At 70.3% G+C, this 16,195-nt stretch carries 14 protein-coding genes; 12 read left to right on the top strand and 2 right to left on the bottom strand.

Annotated elements, in window-relative coordinates; all coding sequences use genetic code 11:
• Positions 1-114 precede the first annotated feature (114 nt).
• The 8 genes from ACIP2X_RS05230 (at position 115) to hchA (ending at position 7,618) form a co-directional block, all read left to right on the top strand.
• Positions 115-1,296: an ATP-binding protein gene (locus tag ACIP2X_RS05230; RefSeq protein WP_401667682.1), complete on the top strand. Its 1,182-nt coding sequence runs from the start codon at positions 115-117 to the stop codon at positions 1,294-1,296.
• Between the two features lie 20 nt (positions 1,297-1,316).
• Positions 1,317-2,144, top strand: coding sequence for a roadblock/LC7 domain-containing protein (locus ACIP2X_RS05225; RefSeq protein ID WP_401668892.1), 828 nt, complete (start codon positions 1,317-1,319; stop codon positions 2,142-2,144).
• Positions 2,137-2,520, top strand: a complete 384-nt coding sequence (locus ACIP2X_RS05220) for a DUF742 domain-containing protein (RefSeq protein WP_401667679.1) — start codon at positions 2,137-2,139, stop codon at positions 2,518-2,520. The genes ACIP2X_RS05225 and ACIP2X_RS05220 overlap by 8 nt, the downstream gene beginning before the upstream one ends.
• Positions 2,521-2,523: 3 nt before the next feature.
• A complete protein-coding gene (locus tag ACIP2X_RS05215) occupies positions 2,524-3,084 on the top strand; it encodes a GTP-binding protein (RefSeq protein ID WP_401667677.1) in 561 nt (186 codons plus the stop codon).
• 10 nt (positions 3,085-3,094) lie between these two features.
• Positions 3,095-4,462, top strand: coding sequence for a cytochrome P450 (locus ACIP2X_RS05210; protein WP_401667675.1), 1,368 nt, complete (start codon positions 3,095-3,097; stop codon positions 4,460-4,462).
• 60 nt (positions 4,463-4,522) lie between these two features.
• Positions 4,523-5,803, top strand: a complete 1,281-nt coding sequence (locus ACIP2X_RS05205) for a cytochrome P450 (protein WP_401667672.1) — start codon at positions 4,523-4,525, stop codon at positions 5,801-5,803.
• A complete protein-coding gene (locus ACIP2X_RS05200) occupies positions 5,800-6,588 on the top strand; it encodes an enoyl-CoA hydratase/isomerase family protein (protein ID WP_401667669.1) in 789 nt (262 codons plus the stop codon). Before ACIP2X_RS05205 ends, ACIP2X_RS05200 begins: the two co-directional genes overlap by 4 nt.
• Positions 6,589-6,739: 151 nt before the next feature.
• Entirely contained in the window at positions 6,740-7,618 is an 879-nt protein-coding gene (hchA, locus tag ACIP2X_RS05195; RefSeq protein WP_401667667.1) for a glyoxalase III HchA, read from the top strand.
• A gap of 46 nt (positions 7,619-7,664) precedes the next feature.
• Here the strand turns inward: hchA and ACIP2X_RS05190 are convergent, their stop codons facing one another.
• Both ACIP2X_RS05190 and ACIP2X_RS05185 read right to left on the bottom strand, forming a co-directional pair.
• A complete protein-coding gene (locus ACIP2X_RS05190; RefSeq protein ID WP_401667664.1) occupies positions 7,665-8,804 on the bottom strand; it encodes an AI-2E family transporter in 1,140 nt (379 codons plus the stop codon).
• Positions 8,805-8,971: 167 nt separating this feature from the next.
• The gene (locus ACIP2X_RS05185; protein ID WP_401667662.1) at positions 8,972-9,973 is read right to left on the bottom strand and encodes a LacI family DNA-binding transcriptional regulator; all 1,002 of its coding nucleotides are present in this window, start codon (positions 9,971-9,973) and stop codon (positions 8,972-8,974) included.
• A 237-nt stretch (positions 9,974-10,210) separates the two neighbouring features.
• Between ACIP2X_RS05185 and ACIP2X_RS05180 the strand changes: the two genes are divergently transcribed.
• The 4 genes from ACIP2X_RS05180 to ACIP2X_RS05165 are packed head-to-tail and all read left to right on the top strand — an operon-like array spanning position 10,211 to position 16,139.
• Positions 10,211-11,548, top strand: coding sequence for an ABC transporter substrate-binding protein (locus tag ACIP2X_RS05180; RefSeq protein WP_401667660.1), 1,338 nt, complete (start codon positions 10,211-10,213; stop codon positions 11,546-11,548).
• A gap of 7 nt (positions 11,549-11,555) precedes the next feature.
• Entirely contained in the window at positions 11,556-12,512 is a 957-nt protein-coding gene (locus ACIP2X_RS05175; protein ID WP_401667658.1) for a carbohydrate ABC transporter permease, read from the top strand.
• 47 nt (positions 12,513-12,559) lie between these two features.
• Complete coding sequence (locus tag ACIP2X_RS05170) at positions 12,560-13,366, top strand: carbohydrate ABC transporter permease (RefSeq protein ID WP_401668890.1); 807 nt, start codon at positions 12,560-12,562, stop codon at positions 13,364-13,366.
• A gap of 43 nt (positions 13,367-13,409) precedes the next feature.
• A complete protein-coding gene (locus ACIP2X_RS05165; RefSeq protein WP_401667656.1) occupies positions 13,410-16,139 on the top strand; it encodes an alpha-mannosidase in 2,730 nt (909 codons plus the stop codon).
• Positions 16,140-16,195 lie beyond the last annotated feature (56 nt).

The following is a 16,195-nucleotide window of genomic DNA, read 5'->3' as shown; positions in this document are numbered from 1 at the left end:
GTGCCGACCTGAGGTGCTCTTCCGCACCAGCGACAACGTGGTCCTGTGTGACGGGGTCGCGGACCTTCGCGAGGTCCGTCGACGCCTGCTTGCCATGCGCCGAGAAAGGTTTCCATGACTCAAGACGTGCTTCTTTGGTGCCTGGTTGCGATAGCGGTGACAGCACTTGCCGCGGTCGTGGCTCTCGTACTTCGCAACAGAGCGCTGGGGGTGAGGAAGAGGGAGTCCGAAGCCTCCCTGGGACAGCGGCTGAACTACACGGAGGCCGAACTCACCCGCGTGCAGCACGAGCTGGCGAAGGTCCGGAGCGAGCAGGACGGTGTGATCCGGGACGCCGAGCAGGCCGCGGAGGAGAGCACCAAGGCGGTCCTCAAGGGTGCCGCCCGCTTCCTGCAGAGCCTCGCGGTCGAGCAGACCGTGCTGCTGGACGAGATCCAGCGCAAGTACGGCGGGCACACCGTCCTGTCCGATCTGATGGAGGTCACCCACGCCAACGCGCAGATGGCCCGCAAGGCCCAGGGCATCGCGGTCATGTGCGGTGCGCCGCTCGGCCGGCGCAACCAGCCCGCCAGCGTCTACGACGTCGTGCGCAGCGCCCAGAGCCAGATCCGGAACTTCCACCGGGTCGAGATCATGCAGCCGAGCGGCATCGCCCTGAAGTCGTCGGCCGTCGCGCCGGTCGCCCTGGCCGTCGCCGAACTGCTCGACAACGCTGCCAGCTTCTCGCAGGCGGACGCTCCGATCGAGGTGACGTTCCAGCGGGTGCAGAAGAACCTGTGCATCGTCATCGACGACGCCGGCGTCAGCATGAGCGACGAGGACCGGCAGAAGGCGACCGCGCTGCTCGCCGGCGACGCCGTCCCCCGGTTGTCCCAGCTGGGCACGCAGCCGAAGTTCGGCTTCCCCGTCATCGGTCTGATCGCTCGTCAGTACGGCTTCAAGGTCGACGTCACCGGAGTCTCCCGGTACGGCGGCGTCCGGGCCGTCGTCCTGCTGCCCGAGGAGTTGTGGACCATGGAGGAGACCACCCCGCCGGCCACCGAGGCGCAGGTGAGCAGCATCCGACGCGGTGAGAACCGCGAGCAGTCCGCGCGTACGATGCACGGCCTGCCCAAGCGTGGCGCCCGTAAGTCGCCCATCGCCAGTGTGCCCTCCGACGGGAGCGCCTCCGGCGGTGAGCAGACGCCCAGGAGGGTCTCCCGCCCTTCCGGCGGCGGGTTGGGGGCATTCCAGCGCGGCACGCTGTCGGGCCGTGACCTCGAAGCCCCGACGCCTGAAGGGTCCGAAGACGCATGACAACTACCGACATGTCGTGGATGGTCCAGGACATCGTGGACAACGTCCCCCGGGCGCGGCACGCCGTGGTGCTGTCCGCGGACGGACTTCCCCGCGGGGCGACGGACGGTCTGAGCCAGAAGGACGTGCGCACGATCTCCGCCGCGATGGCGGGAATGCAGTCGCTCAGCCGGGCCACCGCCCATTTCGCCGGACCGTCGCAGGACCGGCAGTGGAACCAGACGATCGTCGAGTTCTCGCACGGCTGGGTGTTCCTGATCGGGGCCGGCCAAGGGGCCTACCTGGCCGCCGCCGCGGAGCCCGACGTCGACATGCAGCAGATCTCGTTCCGGATGAACCGCCTGGTCGCCCGGCTCGGCAACAACCTGACCTCCGCGCCGCGGGTGAGCGCCCCGGACGCGGCCCTGGCGGGGGGCGGCGGCGCCACGCGGCGCGAGGAGGCGGGCGGTTCGGGATTCGTCCTGGCAGAGCTCGACAAGGTGATCGCCTCCGTGCGCGGCGCCCGTCACGCCCTGCTCCTCGGGGCCGACGGTCTGCCCCGGGGAGCGAGCAGCGGGATCGGCAGGGACCTGGCGGACACCATCTCCGCGGCCATGACCGGCATCCACGCCTACAGCCGCGCCACGGCGCCGTTCGCGGGCGGCCTGCGGGACGACGAGTGGCGGCAGACGGTCATCGAGTTCCGGCACGGCTGGATCTTCCTGATCGCTGCCGGGTCCGGCGCGTTCCTGGCGGCCGCCGCCGAACACGACTGTGACATCGAGGAGTTCACCACGCGCCTCAGCGACGCGATACCTGCGCTCGTGGCGCGACAGGTGTCGCAGGGAGGAAGGGCCGGCGATGCCTGAGCAACCGGACGGCGAGCTGGAACTGACGTCGGCCTTAGTCCCTCTGTTCGTCATCGCGAAGGGGCGTGCCCTGCCCGCGGAGCACGAGTACGAGCACACCACGCTCGTCACCGCCCAGGAAGGGGCCTCGGCCGCCGCTCGCACCCTGTCGCCGGAAGCCCGTACGGTCATGGACCTGATCGCCGACGGCTTCCTGTCCGTGGCCGAGGTCTCCGGCTACACGCGGCTGCCTCTCGGCATCGTGCGCATCCTGCTGGCGCAGATGGCGGAGGACGGCCTGATCTTCGTGAGGAATCCGGCGCCACGGGCCGAACGTGTCGACCGTGAACTGCTCACCGCCGTGCTCGACGGCCTGAAGACACGATTCGGAGCGTAAGCCTTGTATCTGGATCCAGCCGTCTCCCGTTCCGTGAAGATCCTCGTCATGGGCCACTTCGGGGTCGGGAAGACCACGTTCATCGGAAGCATCTCCGAGATCGAACCCCTCCAGACCGAGGAGGAGATCACCGAGGCCAGCGAGGGGTTCGACGACCTGTCGAACACCCCGGACAAGACGACCACGACCGTGGCCATGGACTTCGGGCGTCTGACCCTCAGCGACACCCTCGTCCTCTACCTCTTCGGTACGCCGGGGCAGGAACGCTTCAAGGAGATGTGGGAAGGCCTGTCCCGGGGCGCGCTGGGCGCACTGGTGCTGGTGGACCCCGAGCGACTGCACGAGAGCTTCCCCATCCTGGACCTGGTCGAGCAGTTCGGCCTGGGCTACGCCATCGGCGTCAACCGCTTCGACGGAACCCCCGACTACCCGCTCGACGAGGTACGCGAGGCACTCAACCTCTCCGATGAGACCCCCATCATCCACTGCGACGTCCGCAGCCAGGACTCGGCGGCGCAGTCCCTCATCACCCTCGTGAAGCACCTCATGTCCATACTTGGCTAGGAGCCACGGCATGCAACAGCAGTCCGACCCGACCGGCATACCCGCCGGTTGCCCCGCGCACGGCAACACCCCGCTGTACGGACCCGAGTTCGGCTCCGACCCCGAGCGCCATTACGCCGAACTGCGCTCCCAGGGGCACAGCGCCCCCGTCGACATCGCCCCGGGTGTCCAGGTCGAGCTCGTGACGAGCTACGACGCGAGCCTCTACATCCTGCAGAACCCGGCCGTGTTCGTGCGGGACTCCCGCCGCTGGAAGGCGCTGGGTGAGGGGCGCGTCCCCGCCGACAGCCCGGCGCTGCCCATGATGGGCTACCGCCCCAACGCCCTGTTCAGTGACGGCGCGGCGCACGCCCGGCTGCGGCAGGCGGTCACGGACAGTCTCGCCACGGTCGACCAGGTGCGGCTCGTACGCCTGGTCCAGCAGTCGGCCGACTACCTGATCAGCCGGTTCAGCTCCGACCCGGGCGGCGAGGCCGAGCTGATGAGCTCCTACGCCCAGCCGCTGCCGCTGCTGGTCTTCGGCGACCTGTTCGGCTGTCCGCCCGAGCTCGGCGACCGTGTCATCACCGGAATCACCGGAATCTTCCAGGGCACCCCGGGGGCCGACGAGGTACTGGGCGGCGCGCTCGCCGAACTGATCGCCCTCAAGCGCCGCCAGCCGGGCGAGGACCTCACCACCCGCCTGATGGTGCACTCCGCCCGGCTGACGGACGAGGAGGTGCTGCACCAGCTCGTGACCCTGCTGTCCGGCGGAACCGCGCCCCTGGCCGCCGCGATCGGCACCAGCAGCGCCCTGTACCTCAGCGAGGAGTGGCCGGCCGGTCTCCCGATCGAGGACGCGGTCGTGAAGACGCTGTGGAACTACGCGCCGATCGCCAACTACGCGGCGCACTACCCCACTCAGGACGTCGAGCTCGGCGGCAGGACGCTGCGCGCCAACGACCCGGTGCTGATCTCCTTCGCGGCGGCCAACACCGACCCGAAGCTGACGGAGCACCGCGAGCAGCTGAGCGCCAAGGCCCATCTGGCCTTCGGTGCCGGCCCCCACGCCTGCCCGGCCAAGGACCCGGCGTTCATGATCGCGGCCACGGCGGTCGAGTCCCTGCTCAACCGCCTCCCGGACATCGAGGTGCGCGTCCCCTTCAAGGAACTCGCCTGGGTACCGGCGCCGTGGAGCCGCTCCCTGACGGCCGTGCCGATCCGGTTCACGCCGCGCGTCGTCCCGTCGGCGGCCGCCTCCGCGGCCTCGACGCCCGGCGGGACGCCTCAGCCGTCCGCCTCCGCACCGCAGACGGCCGCGCCTCGCTCGGCCCAGGAGGCGACCCAGCACAAGGGTGGGCTGTTCAGCCGTTTCCGGGCATGGGTGAGGGGCGAGTGATGTAAGTAACCATAAGAAACCACAGTGTTATTGGATGCTTCAAGCACCTCACGGGTACGTATGGCGGCTGATCCTCAGAAAGGAGCCGTCATCGTGGGGACTGCCACGGCTAGCTCGGCCGACCGTCGGGCCACCGTCTCCCTGTTCTCCCGCCTCCGTACGGCTGAAGGACAGGCCGATCCCTTCCCGATCTACGAAGAGCTCCGAGCGCGGGGTGGAGTCAGCCCCGCTCCCTGGGGCGGTTTCCTCGTCACCACCTTCGGCACGTGCGACCAGGTGCTGCGCAGCGGCGCCTGGCTCGAACCGGACACGAGCTGGCGGGAACGGCAGGGGGAACGCACCCGCTGGAGCGCCTCCTCCTCCCGGGAGATCAGCCGCACCCTCCCCGCGCTCAACCCGCCGGAGCACACCCGGGTGCGCCGGTCGGCGGGCAACTTCGACCGCCACACCGTCACCCGCCTCGGCCACCGGGTGAACCAGATCGTCGACCGCCTCCTCGACAGCGTGCGCGAACGTCTGCACGGCGGGGAGGCGGACTTCGGCGCCCTGGTCTGCGAGGAGCTGCCCGTCGCCACCGTCGGCCACTGGCTCGCACTGCCGAGCGCGGACTGGCCCCGCCTGCGCGAACTGACCCACGACCAGGTGTTCACCCAGGAACTGCTCCCCTCCGCCAGCCAGTTGGCCCGCTCGGACGTCGCCATGGCCGAACTGCGGGCCTACTTCCTCGACTTGGTGCGCGAGCGACGCGCCCATCCGGGCGAGGACCCGGTGTCCCGGTGGATCAGCACCTGGGACGCCATGGAACCGGACCAGGACAAGGCGGACGAGGCGGTCTACTTCCTCGCCCTGTTCGTCCTGCTGGCCGCCCTGGAGACGACCTCGACCCTGCTGTCCACGATGACGCTCCACCTCGTCGAACAACCCGGCAGATGGCAGCTGCTCACCGAACAGCCCGACCTCGTCCCGGCGTTCGTGGAGGAGGCGCTCCGCTACGACCCCCCGACCCATGTGATCAGCCGGATCGCCGCGTCCGACTGCCTCTTGGAGGACGTCGAGGTGCGCGCGGGCGAGATGGTCCACCTCATGGTGGGAGCCGCCCAGCGCGACCCCGCCCGCTTCGCACGCCCCGAACTGTTCGACCCCCACCGGGGGCCCGCCCACCTGGCGTTCAGCGCGGGCATCCACTACTGCCTCGGAGCGCCGCTGGCCAGGCTGGAGGCCCAGACCCTGCTGCGCCGGACCGTCTCCCGCCTGCCCCGACTCGCCCTGGCCCGCCGGCCCGCCCATGCCCCACGCGTCGCGTTCCGGCGCCTGCTGAACTTGGATGTCGCCCTCGCATGAACACCTCGATCGCCCCCGCCCTCGCCGCACCCCTGTCCGCGCACACGTCCCTCGACGTCACGCAGACCGGCCCCGTCCTCCACGTCCGGCTCAACCCCTTCCCCCAGGACGACACGCTGAGCGCCGCCGTCCTGGACGAGCTCATCGACGTCCTCGACAGCCTCCATGAACGGCCGGACATACGTGTCCTGGTGCTCTCCTCGTCCGGCGAGGACTTCTGCCTGGGAGCCGATCGCCGGGAATTCCAGGAGGCGTTGGCCTCGGATCCGACCGCGGGGGCGCTGCGGCGCGTCGCGGACAAGGCCCACCGTCTGTGCCAGGCCCTGGAGACCACCCACGCCGTCACCATCGCCCGCCTGCACGGCAAGGTCATCGGTGCCGGACTCGCCCTGGCGGCGCACTGCGACCTCCGTGCCGGTGCGGACACCGCGCGGTTCCGCATGCCGGAGGTCGGCATCGGTCTCGCACCTGCCTGGGGCGGCGCCATGGGGCGCCTGATCTGGGAGGCGGGCGCCGCGCGGATCCGTGAACTCATGCTCACCTGCGACGTGTTCGACGCCGCCACCGCCCACCAGCTCGGGCTGCTCCACAAGGTGGCACCGATCGAGCAGCTGGACGACGTCGTCGCCGCCTGGACGAAACCCCTCGCCCGGCGCTCCCCCGAGGCACTCGTCCTGACCAAACGCATGCTCACGGCATACGCGAAGGCCGCCCGCACCGGTGACATCACCTTGCTTGACTCCCACCTCCTGACCAGCCGGCTCACACCGCCGGCGAGGTCGTGACTGACCGGCGGCCACCAGGGCCTCGCCTCCTCGGGCGAGGCCCTTCCGTGCTGTGTGCCGCGAGGGCCGCCCTCGCCGAACTGCCGGGCGAACCCGTGCGGGATAGCATCGAGACGGACCCCTTGAGAACGGCCATGAAAGAGGTCGTCACATGTCATCCGTCGCAGATGATCAGAGCAGGGACCCGACGCCGGATCCGGCCGAGGACAACGCGTTCTTCCCGTCCCCTTACTCGTTGAGCCGGTACACGTCCCCGAAGACCGACTTCGCCGGAGTGCGGCACCGGGGCGCCTACACCGAGGGCCGGTGGAAGGTGCTCATGATCGCGGCCGCGGAGCGCTACGTGCTGACACAGAACGGGGCGATGTTCTCCACCGGCAACCACCCGGTCGAGATGCTGCTGCCGCTTCACCATCTGATGGAGGCCGGATTCGCCGTCGACGTCGCGACCGTGGGTGGCTATCCGGCGAAACTCGAGCTGTGGGCCATGCCACGGGAGGACGAGGCGATCCAGGCGACCTACCAGGCGATCAAGCCGAAACTGAAGCAGCCCATGAAGCTCTCCGACGTCGTCACCAACCACCTCACGAAGGGCGACGCGGACTACATCGCCGTGTTCATTCCCGGCGGCCACGGGGCGGTCGTCGGCCTGCCCACCAGTGAGGGCGTCGCGCGGACACTCGACTGGGCCCTCGCGAACGACAAGTTCGTGATCACGTTGTGCCACGGGCCCGCCGCGCTGCTGGCGGCCACGCTCGGCAAGGACGAGTCGCCGTTCAAGGGGTACTCGGTCTGCGTCTTCCCCGACTCCCTCGACGAGGGCCCGAACCTGGAGATCGGCTACCTGCCCGGACGCCTGCCGTGGCTGGTCGCCGGGCTGCTGAGGGAACAGGGTCTCCATGTCCTCAACGACGACATGACCGGCAGGACGCACCAGGACCGCAAACTCCTGACGGGCGACAGCCCCCTCGCGTCCAACGACCTCGGCCTGCTGGCGGCCGACGCACTGGTCGGGGCGGCACAGTCCTAGGCCTCGCCCACCCCGCGGGGGACGGGGCCGGCGAGGCCCGGGTGTGTCAGCCGACGAGCGGTGCGGCCGCCGGTTCCGGGTCGGTGCCGCGGCCGGGGCCGGGGACGCCCACCGGATCGTGCGGTGGCTCGGACAGCTGCTCGCGCACGTAGTTCCAGACCACCGCGATCAGTGCGGCGGCCGGGACGGCGAGCAGGCTGCCCACGATGCCCGCCAGGCTGCCGCCCAGGGTCACCGCGAGCAGGACGACCGCCGCGTGCAGGCCGAGCCCCCTGCTCTGGATCATGGGCTGGAAGACGTTGCCCTCCAACTGCTGGACGACGACGATGATCGCCAGCACTGTCAGGGCGTCCGTCAGACCGTTCGACACCAGGGCGATGAGCACGGCGACGAAGCCCGCGAAGAGGGCGCCGATGATCGGCACGAACGCGCACACGAAGGTGAGCACGGCCAGCGGGAGCACCAGCGGGACGTCCAGGACCCAGAGCCCGATGCCGATGAGGACGGCGTCCAGCAGACCGACCGCCGCCTGCGAGCGGACGAAGGCCCCGAGGGTGTCCCAGCCGCGTTCGGCGACCGCGGGGACGTCGGTCGCGAGGCGCCCGGGGAGCTGACGGGCGAGCCAGGGCAAGAAGCGCGGCCCGTCCTTGAGGAAGAAGAACATCAGGAACAGGGCGAGCACGGCCGTCACCACCCCGTTGACCACGGTGCCCACACCGGTGGCGAGGGTCGTCACCAAGCTGCCGACGCTGTTCTGGAGACGGTCGGTCGTGGTGTCCAGGGCGGTGGTGATCTGGTCGTCGCCGATGTTCAGCGGCGGGCCCGCGGCCCACTCCCGGACCCGCTGGATGCCCTCGACCACGCCGTCGGTCAGCTCACCGGACTGCGAGGCGACCGGCACGGCGATGAGCGCCACGGCTCCCGCGGCGACCGCGAGGAAGAGCACGGTCACCGCCGACGCGGCCAGGGCCGGCGGCCAGCCGTGCCGGCGCAGGAACCGGGCCACGGGCCAGGTCAGCGTGGTGAGGAGCAGACCGATGACAAGGGGCCAGACGATGGGCCACATCCGGCCGAGAAGCCAGAGCACCACCGCGGTCCCCACGAGGACCAGCAGCAGCTCCGCCGATATACGCGCCGAGGCACGCAGTGCCGCACGGGTTCTCGCAGGGCTCAAAGAGGCAGACATGCGGTCACCCTATGCGCCCGCACTCCCCTACGACCGCCACGGCCCGCCGAACCTCTCCTGCGACCTCGGCGTCCGCGTCCCCGGGCGCCGACAGGGCGTTCGCCGGGGGCACTTGGCGGGTGGCGGAGCCGGACTCCCGGTGCCACCGGCGGGCCGGCCGGCACCGACTACGCCGACTCCCGTCGGCGCAGTTCCGCTCGGACGACCAGCTCGTCCCCGCTCAGCCGGCTGCTTCCGGTCAGCAGGCGGGCCGTCTGTTCGACCGCGAGCGCGCCGAGCTGCCGGGTGTCCAGGGCGACGGTGGTCAGGGGCGGTTCGACCAGCTCGCCCAGTTGCAGGCCGTCGAAGCCGATCACGGCGAGGTCCTTCGGCACCGACCGCCCGAGCCGGCGCGCGGCGCGCAGCGCTCCTATGGCGACGATGTCGTTGAAGGTGAACACGGCGGTGACGTCGGGATGCGCGGCGAGGAGGTCCCGCAGCGCGTTCTCCCCGCCCTCGACGCTCTGGTCCGCGCGGCTGACCGACCGGGCGTCCAGCCCGCAGGCGGCCATGGCGCCCGCGAACCACTCGTGGCGGATGCTCGGCTCGGACCGGCCCGCGTGGTCGAGCATGCCGATGCACCGGTGGCCCGACTCGGCCAGATACCTGATCGCCGCGTGCACGCCGTCCCGGCCGTCGATCCGGATCGCGCTGAACCGCTCGGCGTCGTGCTCACGGTCGATGAGCACCACGGGCATCCCTCGGGTCAGCCTGTCGATCTCGGCCTCGGTCTGGCTCAGGTATCCCACGACGGCGTCCACCTGCGAGGCGATCACCTCCAGCGTGCCCCGCTCCTCCTCGATGCGGTCCCCGGTGTCGTACACGACGACATGCCAGCCACGCGCCCGCGCCGCGTCCAGCGCGGCGGCGGCGACCTCGGTGAAGAACGGGTTGAGCAGATCGGGGATCACCAGCCCGACGCTGATCGTGTCCTGCCGGACGAGTCCCCGGGCGAAGCGGCTCGGCCGGTACCCCAGCTCCAGTGCGGCGTCCAGGACGCGCTGCTTGGTGGCGTCCCCGATCTCGTCCTTGTCGTTGAGAGCCCTGGACACCGTCTGCCGGGACACCCCGGCGGACCGGGCCACATCGTCGATGGTCACCCTGCGAGGGCCCGTCCCCGACGCCGCCATCACTCACCTCCGCGTGGTCGTCGACGCCTGTACGCCGATTCCTTGACACCTGGCCGCACCGAAGCGCACACTCCCAATCACTTCGCAACAACTCCCCCGTCACCCCGCCGTTACCGCTCCCGTGAGCGCTCACGTTACCGCTCACGGAACCTGATTCCAACCAGAAGGCATTCCGCCTCAGGTGTCAACGTCGACCCGCCTAGCACTCGCCGCCAGGCGCTCTCTGGAACGGAAGATATGAGCAGGACAGTCACACGTACTCGCCTCGTCGTCGCCGCCGCTGCCGCCGGCGTCGTCGTCCTCGCCGGATGCTCGTCGTCGGACCCGGCGTCCGACGACGCCTCGGCCGCCTCCTGCGAGCCCGCCAAGGGCAAGGTCACCCTCCAGTACTGGAACACCGTCAACGGCATGGACAAGGTCGTCGACCTCTGGAACAAGAAGCACCCCGACATCCAGGTCGAGACCAAGAACATCTCCAACGACCAGTACGGGGCGATCGGCAACGCCCTCAAGGCCGGCAAGGCGCCGGACCTCGCGCAGGTCGGCTACGACCAGCTGCCGACCCTGCGCACCCAGGACGCCTTCGTCGACGCCTCGGCCTGCAAGACCGCCGCCGACGCCAAGGCGAAGTTCGTCCCCTGGACGTGGTCGCAGGCCAGCTTCGGCGACACCGGCGTCTTCGCGCTGCCGCAGGACACCGGGCCGATGGCCCTGTACGTCCGCACCGACATATTCAAGAAGTACGACGTGCCGATCCCCACGACCTGGGACGAGTACGCGAGCGCCGCGGAGGCGCTGCACAAGGCGGACCCGAAGCTCACCATCACGTTCTTCGACCCGAACAACGCCGAGTGGTTCAACGGGCTGCTCTGGCAGAACAACGCCTCGATGTACGCCTACTCCGGCGACAAGTGGCGCGTCACCGTCGACTCGGACAAGAGCAGGCAGGTCGCCGACTACTGGCAGGACCTGATCGACAAGAAGCTCGTGCGCACCGACATCGCCAACGGCTCCCAGCAGATGTTCGCCGCGTACCAGAACAACCAGATGGCCACCCAGGTCGGGGCCGCCTGGGGCTACAGCGGCATCCGCGACAACCTGCCCGGCCAGGCCGGCAAGTGGTCGGTCGTGCCGATGCCGACGTGGGGCGCGGGCGGCAACTCCGGCGACTGGGGCGGCTCGACCGTCGCGTTCATGAAGGGCGGCAAGCACCTCCACGAGGCGGCCGAGTTCAACACCTGGCTCAACACCGACCCCGAGGCGCTCGCCATGTCGAACGAGCTGGGCGGCCTGTACCCGGCCTCCAACGACGGGCTGAAGCTGCCGGCGCTGGCCAAGGGCGTGCCGTACTACAACAACGAGAAGATCTTCGACGTCTTCGCCGAGTCGTCCAAGAAGATCGACACCGACTTCGCCTGGGGCCCCACCCAGAAGACGGTGAACCTCGCGCTCCAGGACGCGATGGCCAAGGCCGCGGCCGGTGACGGCAAGCTGACCGGCGCCCTCGCCGCCGCCCAGTCCGCCGCGCTGAAGTCGATGCAGGACCTGGCGATCCCGGCCGAAGCGGGCAAGTGACCGCTAAATGACCGACATCGCTTCCCGTCCGACCACCGCGGTGCCCGCACCGCAGCGGGCCCGCCGCCGTCCCCGTCCGGACGGCGGCGGGCCCCGGGCCGGCACCATCGTGGCGTTCCTGACGCCGTTCTTCCTGCCGTTCGTGCTGTTCTACCTGGTGCCCATCGGCTACGCGCTGTGGCAGAGCTTCCGGGTGGTGCGCCGCTCCGGCGGGCAGTACGGCACCTCGTACACGACGTTCGGTGGTTTCGAGCAGTACGGCGAGGTGCTCCAGAACCACGAGTTCTGGGCCAGCATCGGCCGGATCGGCCTGTTCGGCGTTGTGCAGGTGCCGGTGATGCTGTTCACCGCGCTGGTCATGGCGCTGCTGCTGGACACCCATCTGCTGCGGCTCAAGGGCTTCTTCCGCACCGCCGCGTTCATGCCGTACGCGGTACCCGGGGTCATCGCCGCGATCATGTGGTCGTATCTCTACTCGCCGCAACTCAGCCCCGTCGTGGACCTGTTGGAGCACATCGGGCTCCAGCCCGACTTCCTCGGGCCGGGGGCCGTGCTGTGGTCGGCGGCGAACGTGTCGACCTGGCTGTGGACCGGCTACAACATGCTGATCATGTTCTCGGCCCTGCAGTCCATCCCGCAGGAGCTGTACGAGGCCGCGCGGATCGACGGGGCCGGCAACTGGACCATCGCCTGGCGGATCAAGGTCCCGATCATCGCCCCCTCCATCGTGATGACCACGGTGTTCTCCATCATCGGCACCCTCCAGCTCTACGCCGAGCCGGCCGTGCTGCGGCAGATCTCCTCGAACATCTCCAGCACGTTCACCCCGAACATGCTGGCGTACACGGTGGCCGTCGGGAACAACTACCAGCAGGCCGCGGCCATCTCGGTGGTCATCGCCGTCATCACCTTCGTGCTGAGCTTCGGGTTCATGCGACTGACCTCCAGGAGGGCGGGACTGTGAGCGTTCGACCCCCACTCCAGGAGAACCGCGTGAGCCGTACGGCCGTCATGGCCCTGATGCTGGTGCTCGCGGTCTACTTCCTGCTGCCGCTGTACTTCCTGATCGTCGCCGCCACCAAGCCCCAGGGCGACCTCGCCTCCACCAACGGCCTGGCGTTCTCGCACTTCCAGCTCTTCGACAACCTGCACACCCTGTTCACCTTCAACGGCGGCATCTTCGCCCGCTGGATCCTGAACACCGTCGTCTACGCCGTGCTGGGCGCGGCCGTCGGCACCCTGATCTCCGCGCTGTGCGGCTACGCGCTCGCCAAGTTCCGCTTCCGCGGCCGGGAGTTCCTCTTCTCCGTGATCCTCGGCGGAGTGCTGGTCCCGAGCACCGCGCTGGCGCTGCCGCTGTTCCTGCTGTTCTCCGAGGTCGGGCTCGTCAACACCTACTTCGCGGTGTTCCTGCCCAGCATCGTCAGCCCGTTCGGCGTCTACCTGGCGCGGATCTTCGCCAACGCCGCCGTGCCCCAGGAACTCATCGAGTCCGCCCGCCTCGACGGCGCCGGCGAGTTCCGCACCTTCTTCTCGGTGTCCTTCAAGCTGATGTCACCGGCGCTGGTGACCATCTTCCTGTTCCAGTTCGTCGGCATCTGGAACAACTTCTTCCTGCCGATGGTGATGCTCCAGAAGGAGGAGCTGTTCCCCATCACCCTCGGCCTGTTCACCTGGAACGGGCAGACCGCGCGCTCCCCACTCCTGCAGGAGTCCGTCATCACCGGCTCCCTCGTCTCGATCGTGCCCGTGATCATCCTGTTCGTGCTGCTCCAGCGGTTCTGGCGCACCGGCCTCGCCGCCGGTTCCCTGAAGTGACCGCACCCGCCGCCCCCACCTCGTCCAGAAGGTCCGCCCCGCCATGCCCAACTCCGCAGTATTCGTGCCCCATTTCCACTGGGACCGTGAGTGGTACGAGCCGTTCCAGGTGTTCCGGCACCGGCTCGTCGCCGCCCTCGACACCGTGCTGGAGACGGCCGAGACGCACCCGGACTTCCGGTTCACCGTCGACGGCCAGATGGCCGCGATCGAGGACTACCTGGAGATGCGCCCGGAGAACCGGGACCGCGTCGTGGCCCTGGTCCGCGAGGGCAGACTGGCCATCGGCCCGTGGCTGATCCTGCTCGACGAGTTCCTGTGCTCCGGCGAGACCATCGTGCGCAATCTCCAGATGGGCTGGGCGGCCGCGCAGGCCCTCGGCGGCGCGATGCCCATCGGCTATCTGCCCGACATGTTCGGCCATGTCGCGCAGATGCCGCAGATCCTCGCGCGGGCCGGCATCGAGCACGCGGCGCTGTGGCGGGGCGTGCCCGGCTCCGTCGAGGGCCACGCCTTCCGCTGGCGCGCCCCCGACGGCTCCGAGGTGCGCACCGAGTTCCTCTTCGACGGCTACGACAACGGCCTCGACGTCCTGCTGGTGCCCGACCAGATCGGCCGCGCGCTCGGCGAGTACGCGGAGATGACGGCCGGGCGCTGGGGCGGCGATCCGGTGCTGGCCATGGCCGGCACCGACCACAACGCGCCCGACCCGCGGCTGACGTCCTGGCTGCGGCAGGCCGCAGGCGAGGGACGCGCCATCACCGTCGCCACGCTCGACGAGTACATCCGGACGCATGTGCGGGACGAGGTGACCGCCGTCGTCACCGGTGAACTGCGCAGCCATGTGCGCGGCAACATCCTCCCCGGGGTGCTGTCCGTGCGGCTCGGGCTGAAGCAGCGCATGGCCCTCGCCGAGCGCACTGTCGACCACGCCGAGCGGGTGAACGCCCTGTGGTCCGGGCGCGACGACGCGCCGTTCCTCACGCTGGCCTGGCACAAGATCATCGAGTCGACGGCGCACGACTCGGTGGTCGGCTCGGGCACCGACGAGACCTGCGACCAGGTGGAGGCCCGGCTCGCCGAAGCCGCGCAGACGGCACGGGCCGTCCGGGACGCGGCGCTCGCGGAGCCCGCCGCCCGCGTACCGAGCGACGGCCACCTGGTGGCCAACACGCTGCCCTCGGCGCGTACCGCGCTGGTGGAGGTCGACGTCGTCGCCCCGGCGGAGGGAACCACCCTGGTCGCGACCGCCGCCGACGGCTCCGTACATCCCGTGCAGTTGATCTCCCAGGCCCCCACCGTGCTCAGCGACGAGCGCATGGACGCCGCTCAACTGGAGCGGGTGCTGCGCCGCATCCACCGCCGTGAACTGTTCGGCCTGCTGATCGACCGCTACGAACTCACCGCGGGGGAACTGGTCTTCCACCTCGCCGAGGTGCCGACGGGCGGGCCCTTCGACCTGCTGATCCTGCGTCGCGAGGTCGCCGCCGCGGCCGCCGCCCACCCGGGTGAATGGCGGGTACGGACGCTGGCGGAGGCCCGCGCCACCGCGCTGGTGCCCGTGCGCGTCCCCCCGTCCGGACTGACGAGCTTCCGGGTCGGGGCCAGCGACCGGCCGGCCGCCCCGGCCTCGCGACTCACGCCGGCCACGGCGACGCCCGGCACGCTGTCGAACGGCCTGGTCGAGGTCGAGGTGGCCCCCGACGGGACCCTGAGCGTGACCGGCGTCGACGGCACCGTGCTGAGCGGCGTCGGCCGCCTCGTCGACGGTGGTGACCGCGGCGACAGCTACAACTACGCGCCCCCGGCGCGGGACGTACTCGTGTCGGAGCCGGCGCGGGTCGCCGTCGACCTCCTGGAGAGCGGCCCGCTGCGCTCCCGGCTCGCGGTCACCCGGGTCTACGACTGGCCCGAGGCGCTCTCGTCCGACCGTGACGTGCGCGGCGAGCGGACCGTGCCGACGCCGGTGGAGATGCTGGTGGAGGTGCGCGCGGGCGAGCCGTTCGTCCGGATCACCACGTCGTTCCTGAACCGGAGCGCCGACCACCGGCTGCGCCTCCACGTGCCGCTGCCCGAGCCCGTCACCACGTCGGCCTCCGCCGGGCAGTTCGCCGTCACCGAGCGCGGCCTCACCGCCGAGGGCGGCTGGGGCGAGTACCCGCTCCCGACCTTCCCCGCGAGTTCGTTCGTGTCGGCCGGAGCCGTCAACGTGCTCCTCGACCACTCCAGCGAGTACGAACTCGTCGACGACGGGTCCGCGCTCGCCCTCACCCTGCTGCGCGCGATCGGGTCGATCAGCGTCAACATCCACCCGCTGCGCGACGAGCCGGCGGCGAGCGAGATCCCCGCACCGGGCGCGCAGGACCTCGGGATGCGGATCGAGAACCGCTTCGCCGTCCTGCCGTCGGCGACCGGCTGGCAGGGGGCCGACGCGGTCGCCCTCGCCGAGGAGTTCCGCAACGACGTGCTCGTCACCCGCGGGACCGCGGCCGCCGCGGGCCAGTTGCCCCCTGACGCGAGTGGCGTGCGGGTGGACGGCAGCGACGTCCTCGTCTCCAGCGTCCGCCGGGTGAGCGACGACGAACACGGGGCCGGTATCGAGGTCCGTATGGCGGCGATGAGCGACACCACGTCGACGGTCCGGGTGAGCGGCCCGTTCACCGAGGCCACCACGGTCGACCTGCTCGGCAGGCCGCTGTCCGGGACGTCCGCTCCGGACGGGCTCGACCTCGTCCTCGGTCCCTGGGAGATCCGCACGGTCGTGCTCCGGTAACCCCTGCGCACGGCCAGAACGACCAACCCCCCTTGCCACCAGGAAAGTTGCGACTC

The sequence above is a fragment of the Streptomyces sp. NPDC089424 genome, from assembly GCF_044749345.1.
Classification (GTDB): domain Bacteria; phylum Actinomycetota; class Actinomycetes; order Streptomycetales; family Streptomycetaceae; genus Streptomyces.
The sequence above is the reverse complement of the archived record's forward strand: the minus strand, read 5'-3'. Positions and strand labels throughout refer to the sequence as shown.